This is a genomic window from Aristophania vespae (assembly GCF_009906835.1).
Lineage (GTDB): Bacteria > Pseudomonadota > Alphaproteobacteria > Acetobacterales > Acetobacteraceae > Aristophania > Aristophania vespae.
On sequence record NZ_CP047652.1, the window covers coordinates 1,782,240 to 1,798,422 of the forward strand.

Below are 16,183 nucleotides of genomic sequence, written 5' to 3' on the forward strand. Positions count from 1 at the left end.
ATGCTTGCTGCCATTGGTGAGCATTTTCTTAAAAGAATATGGCAGGCAGGAAATCTGCCTGCCATATGTCTTTTTACACCACCATATCGATGAAAAGCTTGGCATTTAGAACGACAATCAAGCAGGCCACTAACCAAGAAACCCCGACCCAAAAAGGCGACAGGACAAAGTTTTTCATTTTCTTTTTACTTGAAACAAAAATGACCAGTGGAATAACGGCAAAAGGCAGCTGCATAGATAAAATAATCTGACTAAAGACCAAAAGCGACCCTATTTTTCCCTGCCCGTAATACATAATGAAAAAGATAACAGGAATAATAGCTAAGCCGCGCGTTATGATTCTACGCACCCAGTAAGGGAACCGTAAATGCAAAAACCCTTCCATTATAATTTGGCCCGCTAATGTTCCTGTAACAGTAGAGTTTGTCCCTGCTGCCAAAAGCGCAATGGCAAAAAGAGTTGATGCAAGCCCAAACCCTAAAACAGGTGACAATAAGCGCCATGCGTCGCTAATCTCTGCGACATCTTGATGCTCGGTGCCATGAAAGGCAGCCGCAGAAACGATTAATATGGCTGCATTAATGCCCAATGCAAAAGTCAGGGCAATTGTACTATCCCAACTGGCCCATTTTATGGCTTCCAGGCGGCCTTTTATATTACGTTTATAAGCGCGGCTCTGTACTAAGGAAGAATGTAGATAAAGATTATGGGGCATGACCGTCGCCCCCACGATCCCTATGGCAATATAGAGCATCTCTGGGTTCATCACGATTTGCGATGAAGGAAGAAAGCCTTTGAAAACCGCACCAATAGAGGGAGAAGAGGCAATGAGCTGAATACCAAAACAGACACCAATAATAGCCAGCAATACAATAACAAATGCCTCTAACGCACGAAAACCAAAGCGCATTAGTAATAAAACCAAAAAAGCATCAATGACTGAAATGCACGTCCCTACCAGAAGGGAAAAACCAAAAAGCAAATTTAGAGCTACAGCCGTACCAATAACTTCAGCCAAATCACAAGCAATAATGGCAAGCTCGCAGGCTAACCATAAAGGAATATTGACCCATCGTGGTAACCAGGCCCGGCAGGCCTGTGCAAGATCATATCCCGTCGCAATTCCTAAACGCGCGGCTAAAACCTGTAATAAAACCGCCATGAGATTAGATAATAAAATAACGAAAAGTAGAACATAGCCAAATTGAGCGCCCCCCTGCAGGTCGGTCGCCCAATTTCCAGGATCCATATAGCCAACAGCAACCATATAACCCGGCCCAACAAAGGCCAGGAATCTCTTTAATACAGAAGCCTTCTGCCCCGGTATTGCAACGAGAGACGGGTCTTGCCGATCATTATCGCGCATGCGTTCAGCCATAAGAAATAACAGCCCATTTCATACAAAAAAGCTCCTCTGTTAAGAGGAGCCACGTTAAACCATATTTAAAAATAAGGCCTTAAGACTCAGTATTAACTTGCTTACGGCTTACTTTAGGGTCAATCCCACGCAACATGCCATACCAGTAAAGTTTGGGGAAAATTTTTGCTTTAAAGTTCCAGGCAATACGACTGGGTTTGCGCTGATCATAACGAAGGCTTGATACAACCTTTCCGCCGTAAAGGAACTCAGCTAATACAACTTTGCCATATGAAACAGTCAAGGGGCACGCACCATAGCCATCATAACTTGCTTCTAATGGTTCGCCTGCAAGAGAGCTTATAAGATTTTTGACAAGGACTGGAGCCTGTTCACGAACCGCCGCGGCTGTTTTCGCATTGCTTGTGCCGAGCACATCACCCAGCCCAAAAACTGTCTCAAATTTATTATGACGTAAAGTTGCTGAGTCAACATCTAACCAGCCAGCTTCATTTGCCAGCACGCTTTGACGCACAAAATCAGGGGCTGATTGTGGCGGCACGACATGGATCATATCAAAAGGCCGGACAATCACTTGGTCTGTACCAATAATTTGGAATGTGGCTTCTTTTTTCTCACCATCAATCGCAATGAGATTTTCTTTAAAGCGAAGCTCAATGCCGTAATAATCTACAACTTTCTGCAATGATGGCACATAGTAATTAATGCCAAATAATTTATCTCCTGCCAGGCAGAACTGGGCTTTAATACGATGCAAAACACCTTCACGCCGCCAATAATCGCATGAAAGATAAACCGCTTTTTGAGGCGCGCCTGCACATTTTATGGGCATGGGCGGTTGGGTAAAAATAGCCGTGCCCCCATTGAGATTGCGGACGCACTCCCATGTATAGGCTGCACCATCACGATCATAATTTGATGTAACGCCGTTGCGTCCTAAAGTCTCTTTTAGCCCGTCAATAGCATCCCAGTTTAGCTGAATCCCTGGGCACACCACCAAACGACGATATTCTATGACAGCGCCATTATCTAGGGCAACTGTCATGTCTTCAGGGTGAATGGAACGAACGCGTTCGCGAATCCACGTTACGCCGTGTGGGATAAGGCCACCTTGCTGTTTAAGTGTAGATGCCAGGGGCATGACACCTGCACCAACCAAAGTCCAGCCTGGCTGGTAAGCATGAGTGGCAGAAGGGTCGATAACAGCGATTGTCAATTCAGGTTTAGCCCGCCTCAAACGTGCTGCAACGCTTAATCCACCTGCTCCGCCGCCGACAATGACTACAGAATAACGTTCTGCATACTGTGTATCTGTCATATCATGTCTTCCTTCTGCCTTCAGCTAAAATTATGCTGTTGTATCTTCACTAGTTTCGTTGTCTTTAAACCATACTTCTACTGACCCGGTCAGCTTTAGAGTCATAGGGCGGCCGTGACGGTCTAGTGTACGACCTACTGCAACGCGAATCCAGTTCTCACTAATACAATATTCCTCGACATTCGTCTTCTCGGAACCTTTGAATTTTACACCAATCCCGCGATTAAGTATTTCCTCATTAAAATAAGGGCTATCTGGATAGATCGATAAACGATCAGGAAGTGTATCGGTCATGATTATAAACTGTCCTTTGCTCTGTGAATAGGACACAGCATTAAGAGACTTCGAAAATGGCTTCAACCTCTACAGGTGCATTTAATGGTAAACTCGGCACCCCGACAGCAGCCCGGGCATGTTTTCCGGCCTCTCCAAAAATATCCACCGCCATATTAGAGGCGCCATTCATAATATGAGCATGATTTACAAAATCTGCACTACAAGCAATAAATCCACCTAAACGCACAATACGCTTTACACGCGAGAGATCACCATTAAGAGCAGCCTTGATCTGCGCTACGATATTAAGAAAGCAGGCCCTTGCGCACGCAATGCCTTCTTCTTCAGACACGTTTTCACCTAATTTACCTTTAGCCAATAGCTCACCTTTTTCAAAAGGAAGCTGCCCTGAGACCACTAATAAGTTACCTGTCTGTACTACTGGCACATAATTGGCTACGGGTGCAGCAGCCTGTGGCAAGCTTATACCAAGTTCGGCAATACGTCCCTCAGCGCTGGATGACATTTTCTTATCCTCTGTTCCGTCTTTTCCAGAATACAGACTAGCCACCCCCAGGATTTATTCACAAGTCTTTTTAAGCAAAAATTAAACTGAAAGGCGGTCTTCCCCTGCCAACTCACGACGTGATCGATCCAGTTCTGCTGCGTACCGCCTTAAAGTATATGACTCAGTAAGCTGTCCCACAGCTATGCAAGATATATAGTCTTCCACAACAACAAGGGCATCCGCTTCGAACTTCATAAATAATTTTGCTGCTTCTTTAATATTCATTTGCGGTGTGAGCATTGCATTCTTCCATGCAGCTAATGCCCCAATCATTTTTTCTTCATCATGACAGGAATGTAAATCTACAATCGAAACCATCCCTCCATAACGGCCTTCTTCATCAATTAGAATGATACGATGCCCACTCCCCAGAGGATAAAGCGCCTGAGCCTGCAAAACTGTTACTGAAGGGTGTAAACTTCTTATATGATCACGCATTAGGCTCTGCACAGTCAAAGACCGTATGCACCCAATATCAATAGGTGATCTTATTGACTCACCCCGAAGGTGAAAACGCCAAGTCGCAAAATTATAGCCAAAAAGGCGCCTTGTCGTGAGCAGGGACAAGACAGCCGCTAAAATAACAGCTCCCCCGATTGAAACCTGCCCCGTCATCTCTAAGATCATACAGATAATTGTCATGGGAGCACCAATAACGGCCACGGCCATAGCACTCATGCCAATAAGAGCACACATCGTTTCATTTACTGGTGCCAAATCATAAGGCGCCAGGATCGCACCGAACCCAACACCAGCCAAAGAGCCAAGGTAAAGTGAGGCAAAAAATAGCCCACCCCGAAAGCCTGAGCCAATCGAGATACTTGATGATACTGCCTTCGCAATAAGCAATAATAATGACAATGAGGTAAGATATCGCCCTTCCAGCACCAGGCGCATAGCCTCATGACCCGAGGATAATACTGAAGGACTTCCGGCTGCTATTAGCCCTACAATCAGTCCCCCCATAACGGTTTTGACCAAGCAGGCCCTGGTATGCGCCTAAAAAGCCCTTCACTTTGCGTAACGCCATACATAATGACGATAGCCATCAGAGCGCATATAATGCTTAAGCAAGCAACCCCCAGGCTATCATGCCATTTCATGGAGGATAAGAGGGGAATTTTTACCTCATTATGCAATCCCCCAAAAAGCCTGGTTACACCAAGCCCCGTAATAGAGGCCACGGCTATAGGGCAAAGAGAAGAAATAGAATAAGTCCCTATGACAAGCTCGAAAGCATAAAAAGCCCCTGCAATGGGCGCATCGAATGCTGACCCTATCGCTCCTGCGGCCCCTGCCCCTACCAGCATGCGCAAATCTTGGCGCCTGACACGAAATGCCTGCCCTATGCGTGACCCAATGGCTGAGGCTATTTGTGTAAATCCTGCCTCTAATCCAATAGAAGCGCCTACACCGTTTGAGATAAGGGTCTGAATGACAACTATCAGACTGTCACGCACTGACATTTTGCCACCATGAAGAGCATTGGCCTCAATCGGATCAACAGCATTTCTTTTCATGACCTGGGTAATCCAGAGTCCGAAAACACCAATGACCAAGCCACCCAGACCTAAAACGACAAGGCAGCGCCATAATGGAAGAGACTTTAACCCTGACAAACGACCACCATTATCAAGGTTATAAAAGACACTATGAGCCAATAAAGTCAGGCGCGTTATAATGACAACGCCAACCCCTCCTAAAGCCCCAATGAGAGCTGCTAGCAAGGTAAGCCCTATCTCACTTCGTCTCACCACTAAACGCAAAGCTAGCGGAGCATATGACTTACGGCGTGACCAGCCTGTTAATAAGTTCATAACGTCTTGCCCCCGCATTTAACGTTTGTCTCTAATCACGCATGAAGATAGCGTTTAGTGTGACAATAGAAAACAAAATCTGGGCTTTAAATCAGTAAAAGATCCTATTATCGTCGCCATTTATTAAAATAGCTTTATAGGGTTTGTTATAAGTTATCATGAGTATATTCCAATCAGATATCTGGAAAATAGGCGTTATAGACGCTCCTCTCTCAGACATCCTTAAAGAAGGGTCACTTTCATCTTTTCACGTTCATTGGTTGCCAGAGGCCGGGTCATTTCGTTTTTTGGCTGACCCTTTTGGATTTTGGCATGAAGATATACTTTATTGCTTTGCTGAATATTATGATTACCGCACCCGTAAGGGTGAGATAAAAGCTTTTAGTCTTGATAAAAATTTTCGTGTCCTCGAACAACGCACGGTTCTTTCAGAACCCTGGCATCTTTCTTACCCTTATATCATAGAAGACAATGGGGAAATTTACATGCTCCCCGAAGGATATAAATCAGGAAAACTCACCCTTTATCGTGCCAAGAATTTTCCGTGGGAATGGGAAAAAGTGCCAGAATTTTCTTTTCCCTGCGCTGCAATTGATGCAACGCCCCTATATTATGATGATAGATGGTGGCTCTTTTACGCTCCCCCATCCCCCTCTTTTGCCCGCACTGGTGAGTTGCGCATTGCCTATGCAGATCATCTTTTAGGACAATGGCAAGAGCTGGCCCCTTATCCTTTTAATAAAGGAAAGGGAAATAGCCGTATGGGCGGCACTCCATTATGCCTTGATGGTAAAGTTTTTTTGCCAACTCAAAATTGCCTTAACACTTATGGCGGTAACATTCAGTTCATTAGCACATCTCTGCCACTTACAATTCACAGTAAGTTTGAAAACCACACCAAGATAACAGCACCACCTCATTTTAAGCGTTTTACTAACGGCATTCACACATTATCTGCAGCAGGCAATGTCACATTTCTGGATGCTAAATATTATGCAAAAAACGTCTTGCACCGTGCACTTATTGACTTGCGCTACCGATACTCGAAATAGTCAGGATTTTATTAAAGTTTGCATACGCGCTAAAACAGCATGGCCGGCATCATCAAAGGCTTTTTTGCTATATGTGGTTTTCGCATAAGCCAGGGCTTTTTTTCCTTTTTCCTCTATGAGAGACGGATCATCAAAAATGCGTTTTAACGTCTCACATACGGACTGAGGTAAATCTTCCCCAAGAGAAAAACCAACATCATTCTGAAGGCTTATTTTCATTTCTCCAACGGGCCGGGCCATTAAAGGCAGCCCTGTTGCAATAGCTTCATGCGCAGCTAAACACATTCCCTCATATATTGAGGGCTGAGTGTAGAGGTCAATTGTATCCAAATAAGAATAAACCTCTGGAAAATAACCTAAAAGCTGGACGTGATCAGTAAGTCCCAAGCGCTGAATAGTCTCTTCTATTCTTGAGCGGTCGCTCCCTTCTCCTAAAATGGAGAATGTAATTTGATCAGCATATTCAGGGTATTTTCTCATAAAAAGAGCCAACCCCTCTAAAAATAGAGGATAATTTTTGACTTTATCCAACCGCCCTACGCTACCAATCTTTAAAGGACGATTTTTTGTCCATGGAGCACGGATGATCTCTCTGTCTTCGCTGTAAAAAAGAGGCCAGACCATAATTTTGGAAGGGCTAATCTTCATTACATTTTTTACAAAATTACCGACAGCATAAGAATCCGCCAGCCAGACTTTACTTAAATGGCGCCCCCAAAAAGTACAGAATTTCAGACTGGCACTATGCTTCCAGCTGATAACAGGTAATCTTAATATTGCACCAGCAATTTGACCAACGATTGTTGCTCTCGTCAAAGAGACAACAATAATATCTGGCTTACCTGATTTTCTTAAAAAACTGATAAGTTTCAAAATCGTTCTGACTTTTGACTTACGTTTTTCAAAGAGGATATTGTAGGAAAAACCTGCTTCTTTCAAACGCAGTGCCGCTAACATGTCCCCAGCCTGACAGGCTGTTATCTCTATTTCGTGACCTGCCTGTCTAAATAATCGCAGGATCGGAATCATGGCAAATTCCGCACCACCGCCATCAAAACTAGTCACTAAATAATGAATTTTCATATTGAGCGGTAGTCCCTATAAATTAAATTCGGTGAAAACTGCAATGATTTTATGAATAAAAGGTTAACCTTAACGAAGATTAATTCTTCTTTGATCATTTATCAACCATTAACGATACTAAAGGACTAGGCGAATGCGGCTTTCCATACATAAGCAAGCTGACCCAGAAGACAAGCAAAAAAAGACCGTTATTTTGCTCCATGGTCTTTTGGGGCGTGCTCGCAATTTAGGAATGTTACAACGCGCATTAAGTCCTTTTTTCAACACGATCGCCTTTGATCTGCGCTCTCATGGTGACAGCCCCCATGGCCTCTTGGATTACCATGTGATGGCCAAAGATGTACTTGAAACAATGGACCAGTTAAATATTTCAAAGGCATCATTGATAGGGCATTCAATGGGGGAAAGGTCGCAATGGCCGTAGCGCTCACAGCGCCAGAGCGTGTGAACAAACTCTGTGTGGCAGATATATCTCCTGCCCAGGCCTTACATGGCAGTAAGGAAATCATACAAACTATAAGCTCTCTTTTATTACCGTCTCTTAAAACCAGAACAGAAATTCGTCAGTTTTTGGTATCTGTTTTGGGAAAAGAGGATATGGCTGACCTGGTTGGCCAAAATATCAATCCTGGAGATCCCGCTTACTGGACGATTGGCTTAAAAGAAATCACCCAGAGCCTCAATATTATTGAAAACTGGCCTGATTCTTTTTTTGCTCACCAATGGAATGGCCCAACGTTATTTTTACGCGGAGAGTTATCCCCCTACATTCAGCCGAAACATCATCCACTTATCCACAAACTTTTCCCCAAGGCTGATATTGTAACTCTACCTGGCACTAATCACTGGCTTCATGTTGAAAAACCAGATGAATTTAACAGCCTGGTTCTTGATTTTTTGAAAAACCATTCGGAGTCATAACGACTCCGAACACCCGGTTTTTAAGCAAAAACGAATCGAAAAAAAGTTATAATCCCAAATCAAGAAGAGCCTGCCGCATGACATTGGGATCAACATCAACCCCTGTCCAATAATGGATAGCCAGTACACCTTGCTGCACTAACATGCCCAAACCATCCACAGTTATGCATCCCTTTGCTCGGGCCTCTTTTAAGAACCGTGTCTGTGGAGGGTTTGGGATGCCATCAGCAACAATCAATGATGGTTCAAGCGTGGACATTTCAACATTAGGGATAGCATCTACATTAGGATAAAGCCCTATAGAGGTCGCATTAATAAGAATATCTGTTTCTTCTGGAACTTTCAGGACACTATCCCAAGCAATAAAATCTGCTTTTGCTGGAGTTTTATCTGCAACAAGTTGAGTTAATTCCTCACCACGCTGCACATTGCGGTTAACGATTGTTATTTTTTCTACTCCAGCGAGCGCCATTTCAACAGCAACGGCACGTGCCGCGCCACCTGCTCCCAAGAGCACGACATTCTTACCTTTGGGATCAACCACTTTCCGAAGAGCCTGAACAAAACCCTTACCATCCGTATTTTCGCCAATTAAGCGCCCATCGCGGTTTACGACTGTATTGACAGCACCAATAATCTGGGCGGATTCACCTAAAGCATCTAAAAATTCAATGACTTTCACTTTATGAGGAATAGAGCAGTTAAATCCCTTCCATCCCATAGCCAACGCACCTTTGACTGCGCTGGCTAAATTATCGGGGCTAACCTCACAATTAATATAGCGCCAATGCAAATTATGGTGGCGATAGGCAGCTTCAACCATCATCACTGTTGGATTTTCAGAAGCAGGTTGGGCAAAAGACCCTGTTAGGGACGGTAAAAAATCATGAGCCATAATATTTTCCTTTTTGATAATTAGGTTGCTAGATTCAGTTAGAGCTGGGCATCCAGAAGCCCCTGCTGCCATTTTTCTTTAAGATGTGCCCCCACACGTAATGCCTGAGCAGCAATCGTTAAGGCTGGATTTAACCCTGCTGAGGAAGGAAAAAATCCACCATCCACCACATAAAGATTAGGATGGTCATGAGCCTGACAAAAAGAATTCAAGGCTGAACTTTCGGGATCATTGCCCATACGCACTGTCCCACATTGATGAGATGGCGCTTCAATTCCAAAACTGTGACGCATAACCATAGGAAAGCCGAGTTTGCGTATCTTTTGACGCATGGCTTTTACAAACCGGTCATGACCTGACCACCCTCCCGGATGGTAAGCAATCTCTATTTCCCCTTCCTTTGAAAAACGGACCTGACTCTCAGCATTTGGTAAATCTTCTGACATAATGAGCCAGTCTACGGTATGTTTACCTATCATATTGGCTATAGGCACAGGGAAACGCTTGTGAATGGACCGGATCATAGCGCCCTGAATTTTACCCAACATTTGCACATTGCCACGTGCAGTTGGGTCTCCAGGAAGGCCATAATAATAATCATTTACTGATATTGTTTTAGGAAAATGCGTTTCATTTAATGAAAAAGGCAGTACCCCTATGAGGCCAGTAAGATGGTGGTTCATCAAATAACGCCCCACTACCCCCGAACGATTAGCGACCCCGTTTGGATTTTGCTCAGACCGGGATCTCAGTAAGATCAAAGCAGAATTAATGGCACCCGCACTTAATACAAAAAGTGGGGCCTCAATAAATTCACGCTTGCCATTATGATCAACTTCGATGGAGGTGATCTTTTTGCCTTCTTTATCCGTAATAAGGCGTAAAACCTTTGTATTAGTCTGCAAAGCCACATTAGGCAGGTTCAGAATAGGGTTTAACAAACTTGTTTCAGCATCACCCTTGGCACCTATAAAACATGGAAAAGCATCACAGGTTCCGCAGCGTTCACATTTACCGCCATCACCAAAATCTACAGCAGATGGCATATGAAACGGCTTTAAACCCTGTTTCGCAAGTCCTGCCGCCATTCGTGCAATCACTGGCTCATGAGGGATAGCAGGGTGTGGATAAGGACCAGAACGAGGGGGTTCGGTCGGATCTATTCCAGCCTGCCCACGTACACCAAAAAGCTCTTCTGCCTGAGCGTAATAAGGCTCTAAATCACGGTATGAAATAGGCCATGCTGGTGAAATACCATCTTCAAAACGTGCTTCTTCAAAATCACTTTCCCGAAACCGGAACATAGCCGTTCCGTAAAATTTCGTATGCCCACCTACAAAGTGATAATGACCTGGCCTAAAACGCTTTCCATTATCATGTTGCCATTCTTCTTTTGTGCGATAACGGTTTTGAACAAAAACCGCTTCAGCATCTCTATTTTGAGCTTCTTTGGGAAGAAAATCTCCCCGTTCCAAAATAAGCACGCGCGCGCCTGTTGAAGCGAGCTGATAGGCAACGCCACCACCACCGACACCCGAACCAATAACGACGATATCCGGCTTGATACCCCCGCTACTAAATGAACTCATGACTAATCCTCCTTTATGTATAAAGAAAGTTAAGAGTTCGCCCGGAATATGCCATTCACAAGAACCGCAAATACTTGTATGATTGCCGCATTACAAAATCTTTTCAGGACCAGTTCCTATGAAACCCTGGTTTGAAAATTTATCCATTCCTCCTGATAGATCCTGGCTTCTTTTTGATCGACAGCTCCCAGAATTCTCTTTTAACTGGCATTATCACCCTCAATATGAACTCACTTACACACTAAATAGTGAAGGATTACGTTTTGTAGGTGATTCAGTTGAAGCGTACGGTCAGAATGACCTTGTACTTATAGGGCCTAACCTGCCTCATGCCTGGCTTTCACGTTCTCTCATTGACGCTAACCAGCACCATCACCATGCAATTGTATGTTGGTTTTCTCAGGAATGGGTCAATTCTCTTTTAAGCTTTATGCCTGAACTAAAAAATATTCAGTCAATTTTAGCAAAAGCACGGCGTGGCCTTCATTTTAGCCCAGAATTTGCTGCAAGCATGAGTGATGATTTTCTCCAGCTTAGAGCCTTACCACCAGAAGAGCAGCTTTTTTCTTTTCTCAAAATTCTTTTGCGCCTCAGCCAAACCTCCGCTTATATGCCTTTAAGCACCGGGCGTATATCACATGACGTTATTGCTAAAGATCGCTTGAGGATGGAGCGTATTTTAACGTGGTTGCACGATCATTATGACGCTCCACTCCGTCTTGCTCCCCTGACAAAATTAGTTCACCTCACTGATAGCCAAATACAACGCATTTTTAAGCGCAGTACTCACATGTCTATCAGCCAATATATTGCCCATTTGCGTTTGGAAAAATCATGCCAGCTCCTTTCACAAACTGATCTGCCCTTAAATCATATTGCCCTTAAATGTGGTTTTAGTGATGCCGCTCACTTTTCAAGGCAGTTTCGCTTACTAAAAAATATGCCACCTTCACATTATCGTGCGCAATTTCATCATTCTGAACGTTCAGAAAGAGGCGACCAGCGATTAAGCCATAAGGCATTACACACCACAGAAACAGAACTTAACGCCATTAAAGACGCAGCTAAAACAGGCGTTAGATAACCAAAAGCAGCTAAAGGCAAAGAAAGCACATTATAAATAAAAGCAAAGAAAAGATTTTGCTTAATACGGCTCAATGTTGCTTTTGAAAGAGAAAGTGCATCAAGCAACGTATTTAAACCATTTTTTACTAAAACAATATCAGCACTTTCTAGGGCAGCAGCGGCACCACTACCCATGGCAAAACTCAAATGAGCGGCAGCAAGAGCCGGAGCATCGTTAATGCCATCTCCAACCATAGCCACTATGTGATTTTCATCACGCAATCTCGTAATCTCACGCGCTTTCTGGTCTGGCAGAATAGATGCAAAAACTTTTTCGATACCCAGCTTTTGAGCAACTGATCGTGCTACTATATCCTGGTCTCCTGTAAGGATAACAGGCTCAATGTGAGACTTTAATAAAGTTTCTATAACGTAATGAGACTCAGGACGCAGCTCATCTTCGAAACATAAAAAACCAATGGCTTTACTGTTTTTTGCCAAAATAACGACAGACTGTGCCTTTTCCTCTAATTTTTTGAAGTCTTTTTCTGGTAGTTCAATATTATGTTCTGATAAAAATAAAGGCGTTCCTAAAAGAATAGTTTCGCCCGCCTTCGATAAGGCCTTTATACCTTTTCCCGGCACAGCCTGAACTTTATCTAATTCCACAGGCGAAATATTTTTCTCTTTTACGTCATGTCTGACAGCTTCGGCAAATGGGTGCTCTGAATCCTTTTCCAAGGCATAGGACAAAGATAAAATTGTTTCTTTATCAGAACCATCAATAGTGACAATATCAGTTAAACTTGGTTTTCCTTGTGTCAGGGTTCCCGTTTTATCAAAAACCATCGTTGTTATATGACGCGAACGCTCCAAAGCCTGCGCATCACGAAATAAAATACCAGCTCGTGCCCCACGCGCCGTACCGACCATCAGAGCCGCTGGCGTTGCCAAACCTAGAGCACACGGGCAAGCCACAACCAGAACAGAAACTGTCCTAATAAGGGCATGTGACAATGAAGATAATAAAATCCAGTTACCTATAAATGTTATCAGAGCTATCGCCAGAACAACTGGCACGAATATAGCAGACACCCGATCAGCCAAGCGTTGAATATTAGCCTTGGATCCCTGTGCCTGCTCAACCAACCTCGTAATACGAGAAAGAGTTGTTTGCGCCCCTATTTCCGTCGCCCTGAAACGTAGAATACCATTGCCATTAAGCGTTGCTGCATAAATTTTATCATCTTTCTTTCTCAAAACAGGAAAAGCTTCACCTGTAAGGAAAGACTCATCAATTTCTGACTCACCAGACAAAATAATTCCATCAACTGGTATGGCTTCGCCTGGTCTTACAATAAGATGATCTCCTACCCGAAGATCATCGATAGAACATTCTATAACTTCGTTATTATATTCTTTATGAGCTATTCTGGGTTGAAGTTTTAAAAGGCTTTCAATACCTGCTCCCGCCTGATGACGCGCACGCATTTCAAGTAGGCGCCCCAGTAAAATGAGTGTTATAATCATTGTACTGGTATCGAAATAAATTGACTGGGAGCTACCCAAAAACATTATAAGAGCGCTAGAAATATAGGCTGTTAACGTTCCCAGAACCACGAGAACATCCATATTAGCCGCTTTATTGCGCAATGAAGCCCAGGCTTGACGATAAAAGCGCCTGGCACACCAAAACTGCACGATAGACGCCAAAAGAAACTGGCTCCAACGTGGCAAAATATGATGTAGCCCCGGCAACATCATAAGCATTAATGGTAAAGTACAAAAAAGGGCTATGAGAAAATCTCTTACAACCCCGTGATAATGATCTGAAAATCGTTTTTGTATGTCTTCCTGGCGTATTTGTTGAGAGGGCTGCCCCTCAAACCCTGCATCCTTAATTGCTTTGACAATCACTTCTATTTTCGGAAGTGACTTACCTTTTTGAGCTCGAATCTGCGCTTGCGAAGCAGCAAAATTAACACTTGCCTCAACATGATCCAGGTTATTTAGAACACGCTCTAAACGCCGCGCACATGCTGCGCAACTCATGCCGTCAATGGTAAAATCCATTGTGGAAGGGGCAGCCATAATTTTATCCTCAAGCTAACTCATCTCAATGGAAAGATGAGCCCTTAAAAGATAAAATCAAGCCTTACCTGTCCTTCAGAGCTTTGACTTAGTCATTCCTTAGATAAAGATTTAAGTCTTTCTGAAAGACTTAGAGCATGGGCTTCAAGCCCCTCTTCATGCGCTAAAATCACCGCCGCCGGACCCACAGCTTTCAGGCCCTCTTCACTCGTTTCAATCGAAGTTGTACGCTTTAAAAAATCAAAGACTGACAGGCCAGAGGCAAAGCGTGCTGTGCGGCTTGTTGGTAGAACATGGTTGGGACCACCAATATAATCTCCCAATGCCTCTGGACAGAAACGCCCCATAAAAATAGCCCCAGCATGACGCACTTTTTGGCTAAAAGCGCGCGCCTCGTCTACCATAACTTCTAAATGCTCAGGTGCTATAATATTAACCACCTCTGCGGCTTCATCCTCATGACGAACTAAAATAATAGCCCCGTGATGCTCCCAGCTCTTACGGGCAATCGCAGAACGCTTCAGGGTTTTTAAGGAGTTTTCTACAGCCTCGGCAACCTTATCGGCAAAATCATTATCAGTTGTGATCAAAACAGATTGTGCAAGCTCATCATGCTCTGCCTGAGCCAACAGATCCAGCGCCACTAGATGCGGGTCATTATGACCATCTGCAACAATGACGACTTCTGAAGGGCCTGCAATATTATCTATACCAACATGACCAAAAACCTGCCTTTTGGCTTCTGCTACAAAGGCATTACCTGGCCCAACGATACGATCTACTGGTGCGACTGTTTCTGTTCCAAATGCCAAAGCACCAACAGCTTGCGCCCCCCGATACGATAGACTTCATCTACCTCACATAATTGTGCCGCCGCCATAACAAGAGGATTGAGCACATTATCAGGCGTGGGCACACACATTGCAACGCGTTTCACCCCCGCAACACGCGCAGGTAAGGCATTCATAAGAACCGAAGAGGGATATGCCGCCTTGCCCCCTGGCACATAAAGCCCAACAGCATCAAGTGACGTCCATCGCATACCCAGACGCAAACCAGCATCATCGGTATAATCTACTTCACCTGGCATCTGAGCCTTATGGAAAGCTTTAATGCGTTGTGCAGCAAGCTCTAGCGCCGCTTTCGTTTCGGGAGAAATCTGGGCTGCAGACTGTGCAATTTCGTCCTTACTAACCCGGATGGTTTCGGCTGTGAGTGCAAAACGGTCAAAGCGTGTTGTATAGTCACAAAGCGCTTTATCTCCTTTTTGCCGCACAGCACTTAAAATCGCACGTACAGGCTCTATAACGGAGTTTGTTTCTTGCCCACGATTAGCCAGAAGAGCTTGCAGGGTCTGTGTAAACTCATCTGATCTTGTATCTAGACGTTTCATAAAAGCGATTTCCCTTATTGCGTTGAAGATAAAAGCGCAGAGCGGAAACGCTCAATCAGGACACCAATTTCTTCAGGCCTCGTCTTTAAAGCAATTCGGTTGACGATAAGACGGCTCGTCACATGGGCAATCGTCTCTATTTCTTCTAATCCATTAGCTTTAAGTGTTGATCCCGTATCGACGAGATCCACAATGACATCTGCCATATCCAATGAAGGGGCAAGTTCCATTGCACCATGAAGATGCACAATTTCGGCATTAATAGCCCGAGAGGCAAAATGGCGGCGCGCAATGGTTGGATATTTGGTCGCAACACGCAGGCGAGATTTTCCCTCTGGGGCCTCAGCAGCACTTTCCTTAAGTCGTGCGACAGAAATACGGCATGCCCCTATCCCGAGATCAAGAGGCGCATAAAGGTCAGGATAATCAAACTCCATCAGCACATCTGCGCCACAAACACCAATATCAGCACCACCATATGCAACAAAGGTTGCAACATCGAAAGATCTTACTCTTACGACGTCCAAATCTTTATTAGCTGTCGGAAAACGAAGGCGGCGGCTGCTTTCATCAAGACAGTCAGATGCTGGATCAAGGCCTGTATGCAGTAAAACAGGACGCAGGGCTTTTAGTATTCTCCCTTTAGGAAGAGCGAGAATTAAAGGCGCGCTCTGCTTTTCTGTCATGAAAGGCTCCCAGGCTCAATAAATAGAGACAGTAAAAGTTAAAATTAGATC

General features: G+C 44.2%; 13 protein-coding genes and 2 pseudogenes. 4 read left to right on the forward strand and 11 right to left on the reverse strand.

The window, feature by feature from the left end; all coding sequences use genetic code 11:
• Positions 1-73: 73 nt before the first annotated feature.
• From GT348_RS08005 to GT348_RS09720, 5 genes and pseudogenes are all read right to left on the reverse strand, one after another.
• Positions 74-1,378 (reverse strand): Nramp family divalent metal transporter, encoded by a 1,305-nt coding sequence (locus GT348_RS08005; RefSeq protein ID WP_160619250.1) that lies wholly within the window; start codon positions 1,376-1,378, stop codon positions 74-76.
• Between the two features lie 79 nt (positions 1,379-1,457).
• A complete protein-coding gene (locus tag GT348_RS08010; protein ID WP_160619251.1) occupies positions 1,458-2,696 on the reverse strand; it encodes an NAD(P)/FAD-dependent oxidoreductase in 1,239 nt (412 codons plus the stop codon).
• Between the two features lie 30 nt (positions 2,697-2,726).
• Positions 2,727-2,990 (reverse strand): DUF3297 family protein, encoded by a 264-nt coding sequence (locus GT348_RS08015; protein WP_160619508.1) that lies wholly within the window; start codon positions 2,988-2,990, stop codon positions 2,727-2,729.
• A 40-nt stretch (positions 2,991-3,030) separates the two neighbouring features.
• Positions 3,031-3,498, reverse strand: coding sequence for a RidA family protein (locus GT348_RS08020; protein ID WP_160619252.1), 468 nt, complete (start codon positions 3,496-3,498; stop codon positions 3,031-3,033).
• A gap of 81 nt (positions 3,499-3,579) precedes the next feature.
• Positions 3,580-5,375: pseudogene (locus GT348_RS09720) on the reverse strand (chloride channel protein).
• A gap of 140 nt (positions 5,376-5,515) precedes the next feature.
• Here GT348_RS09720 and GT348_RS08030 point away from each other — a divergent pair.
• Positions 5,516-6,409, forward strand: coding sequence for a glucosamine inositolphosphorylceramide transferase family protein (locus tag GT348_RS08030; RefSeq protein WP_160619253.1), 894 nt, complete (start codon positions 5,516-5,518; stop codon positions 6,407-6,409).
• Here the strand turns inward: GT348_RS08030 and GT348_RS08035 are convergent, their stop codons facing one another.
• Positions 6,410-7,492 carry a glycosyltransferase gene (locus GT348_RS08035; protein WP_160619254.1) on the reverse strand — a complete coding sequence of 361 codons (1,083 nt, stop codon included), beginning with the start codon at positions 7,490-7,492 and terminating at the stop codon, positions 6,410-6,412.
• A gap of 133 nt (positions 7,493-7,625) precedes the next feature.
• On the opposite strand from GT348_RS08035, the gene GT348_RS08040 reads away from it, so the two are divergent.
• Positions 7,626-7,916, forward strand: a complete 291-nt coding sequence (locus tag GT348_RS08040; RefSeq protein ID WP_160619255.1) for an alpha/beta fold hydrolase — start codon at positions 7,626-7,628, stop codon at positions 7,914-7,916.
• Positions 7,907-8,413, forward strand: a complete 507-nt coding sequence (locus tag GT348_RS08045) for an alpha/beta fold hydrolase (protein ID WP_160619256.1) — start codon at positions 7,907-7,909, stop codon at positions 8,411-8,413. The genes GT348_RS08040 and GT348_RS08045 overlap by 10 nt, the downstream gene beginning before the upstream one ends.
• A gap of 46 nt (positions 8,414-8,459) precedes the next feature.
• On the opposite strand, the gene aroE is transcribed toward GT348_RS08045, so the two are convergent.
• Positions 8,460-9,308, reverse strand: coding sequence for a shikimate dehydrogenase (gene aroE, locus GT348_RS08050; protein WP_160619257.1), 849 nt, complete (start codon positions 9,306-9,308; stop codon positions 8,460-8,462).
• Between the two features lie 38 nt (positions 9,309-9,346).
• On the reverse strand, positions 9,347-10,897 hold the full coding sequence (locus GT348_RS08055) for an FAD-dependent oxidoreductase (RefSeq protein ID WP_160619258.1): 1,551 nt from the start codon (positions 10,895-10,897) through the stop codon (positions 9,347-9,349).
• A 118-nt stretch (positions 10,898-11,015) separates the two neighbouring features.
• Here GT348_RS08055 and GT348_RS08060 point away from each other — a divergent pair, with 118 nt between their 5' ends.
• Entirely contained in the window at positions 11,016-11,981 is a 966-nt protein-coding gene (locus tag GT348_RS08060; RefSeq protein WP_160619259.1) for a helix-turn-helix domain-containing protein, read from the forward strand.
• Here GT348_RS08060 and GT348_RS08065 read toward each other — a convergent pair.
• From GT348_RS08065 to hisG, 3 genes and pseudogenes are all read right to left on the reverse strand, one after another.
• Entirely contained in the window at positions 11,870-14,053 is a 2,184-nt protein-coding gene (locus GT348_RS08065; protein ID WP_160619260.1) for a heavy metal translocating P-type ATPase, read from the reverse strand. The genes GT348_RS08060 and GT348_RS08065 overlap by 112 nt on opposite strands.
• 92 nt (positions 14,054-14,145) lie before the next feature.
• Positions 14,146-15,446: pseudogene (gene hisD / locus GT348_RS08070) on the reverse strand (histidinol dehydrogenase).
• Positions 15,447-15,460: 14 nt separating this feature from the next.
• Positions 15,461-16,132 carry an ATP phosphoribosyltransferase gene (gene hisG / locus GT348_RS08075; RefSeq protein WP_160619261.1) on the reverse strand — a complete coding sequence of 224 codons (672 nt, stop codon included), beginning with the start codon at positions 16,130-16,132 and terminating at the stop codon, positions 15,461-15,463.
• Positions 16,133-16,183 lie beyond the last annotated feature (51 nt).

What these genes read in the sequence shown, in the direction of transcription:
- aroE (WP_160619257.1), bottom strand. Translation starts at nt 9,308, where the DNA reads ATGGCTCATGATTTTTTACCGTCCCTAACAGGGTCTTTTGCCCAACCT.
- GT348_RS08035 (WP_160619254.1), bottom strand. Translation starts at nt 7,492, where the DNA reads ATGAAAATTCATTATTTAGTGACTAGTTTTGATGGCGGTGGTGCGGAA.
- GT348_RS08045 (WP_160619256.1), top strand. Translation starts at nt 7,907, where the DNA reads ATGGCCGTAGCGCTCACAGCGCCAGAGCGTGTGAACAAACTCTGTGTG.
- GT348_RS08010 (WP_160619251.1), bottom strand. Translation starts at nt 2,696, where the DNA reads ATGACAGATACACAGTATGCAGAACGTTATTCTGTAGTCATTGTCGGC.
- GT348_RS08060 (WP_160619259.1), top strand. Translation starts at nt 11,016, where the DNA reads ATGAAACCCTGGTTTGAAAATTTATCCATTCCTCCTGATAGATCCTGG.
- GT348_RS08005 (WP_160619250.1), bottom strand. Translation starts at nt 1,378, where the DNA reads ATGGCTGAACGCATGCGCGATAATGATCGGCAAGACCCGTCTCTCGTT.
- GT348_RS08015 (WP_160619508.1), bottom strand. Translation starts at nt 2,990, where the DNA reads ATGACCGATACACTTCCTGATCGTTTATCGATCTATCCAGATAGCCCT.
- GT348_RS08030 (WP_160619253.1), top strand. Translation starts at nt 5,516, where the DNA reads ATGAGTATATTCCAATCAGATATCTGGAAAATAGGCGTTATAGACGCT.
- GT348_RS08020 (WP_160619252.1), bottom strand. Translation starts at nt 3,498, where the DNA reads ATGTCATCCAGCGCTGAGGGACGTATTGCCGAACTTGGTATAAGCTTG.
- hisG (WP_160619261.1), bottom strand. Translation starts at nt 16,132, where the DNA reads ATGACAGAAAAGCAGAGCGCGCCTTTAATTCTCGCTCTTCCTAAAGGG.
- GT348_RS08040 (WP_160619255.1), top strand. Translation starts at nt 7,626, where the DNA reads ATGCGGCTTTCCATACATAAGCAAGCTGACCCAGAAGACAAGCAAAAA.
- GT348_RS08055 (WP_160619258.1), bottom strand. Translation starts at nt 10,897, where the DNA reads ATGAGTTCATTTAGTAGCGGGGGTATCAAGCCGGATATCGTCGTTATT.
- GT348_RS08065 (WP_160619260.1), bottom strand. Translation starts at nt 14,053, where the DNA reads ATGGCTGCCCCTTCCACAATGGATTTTACCATTGACGGCATGAGTTGC.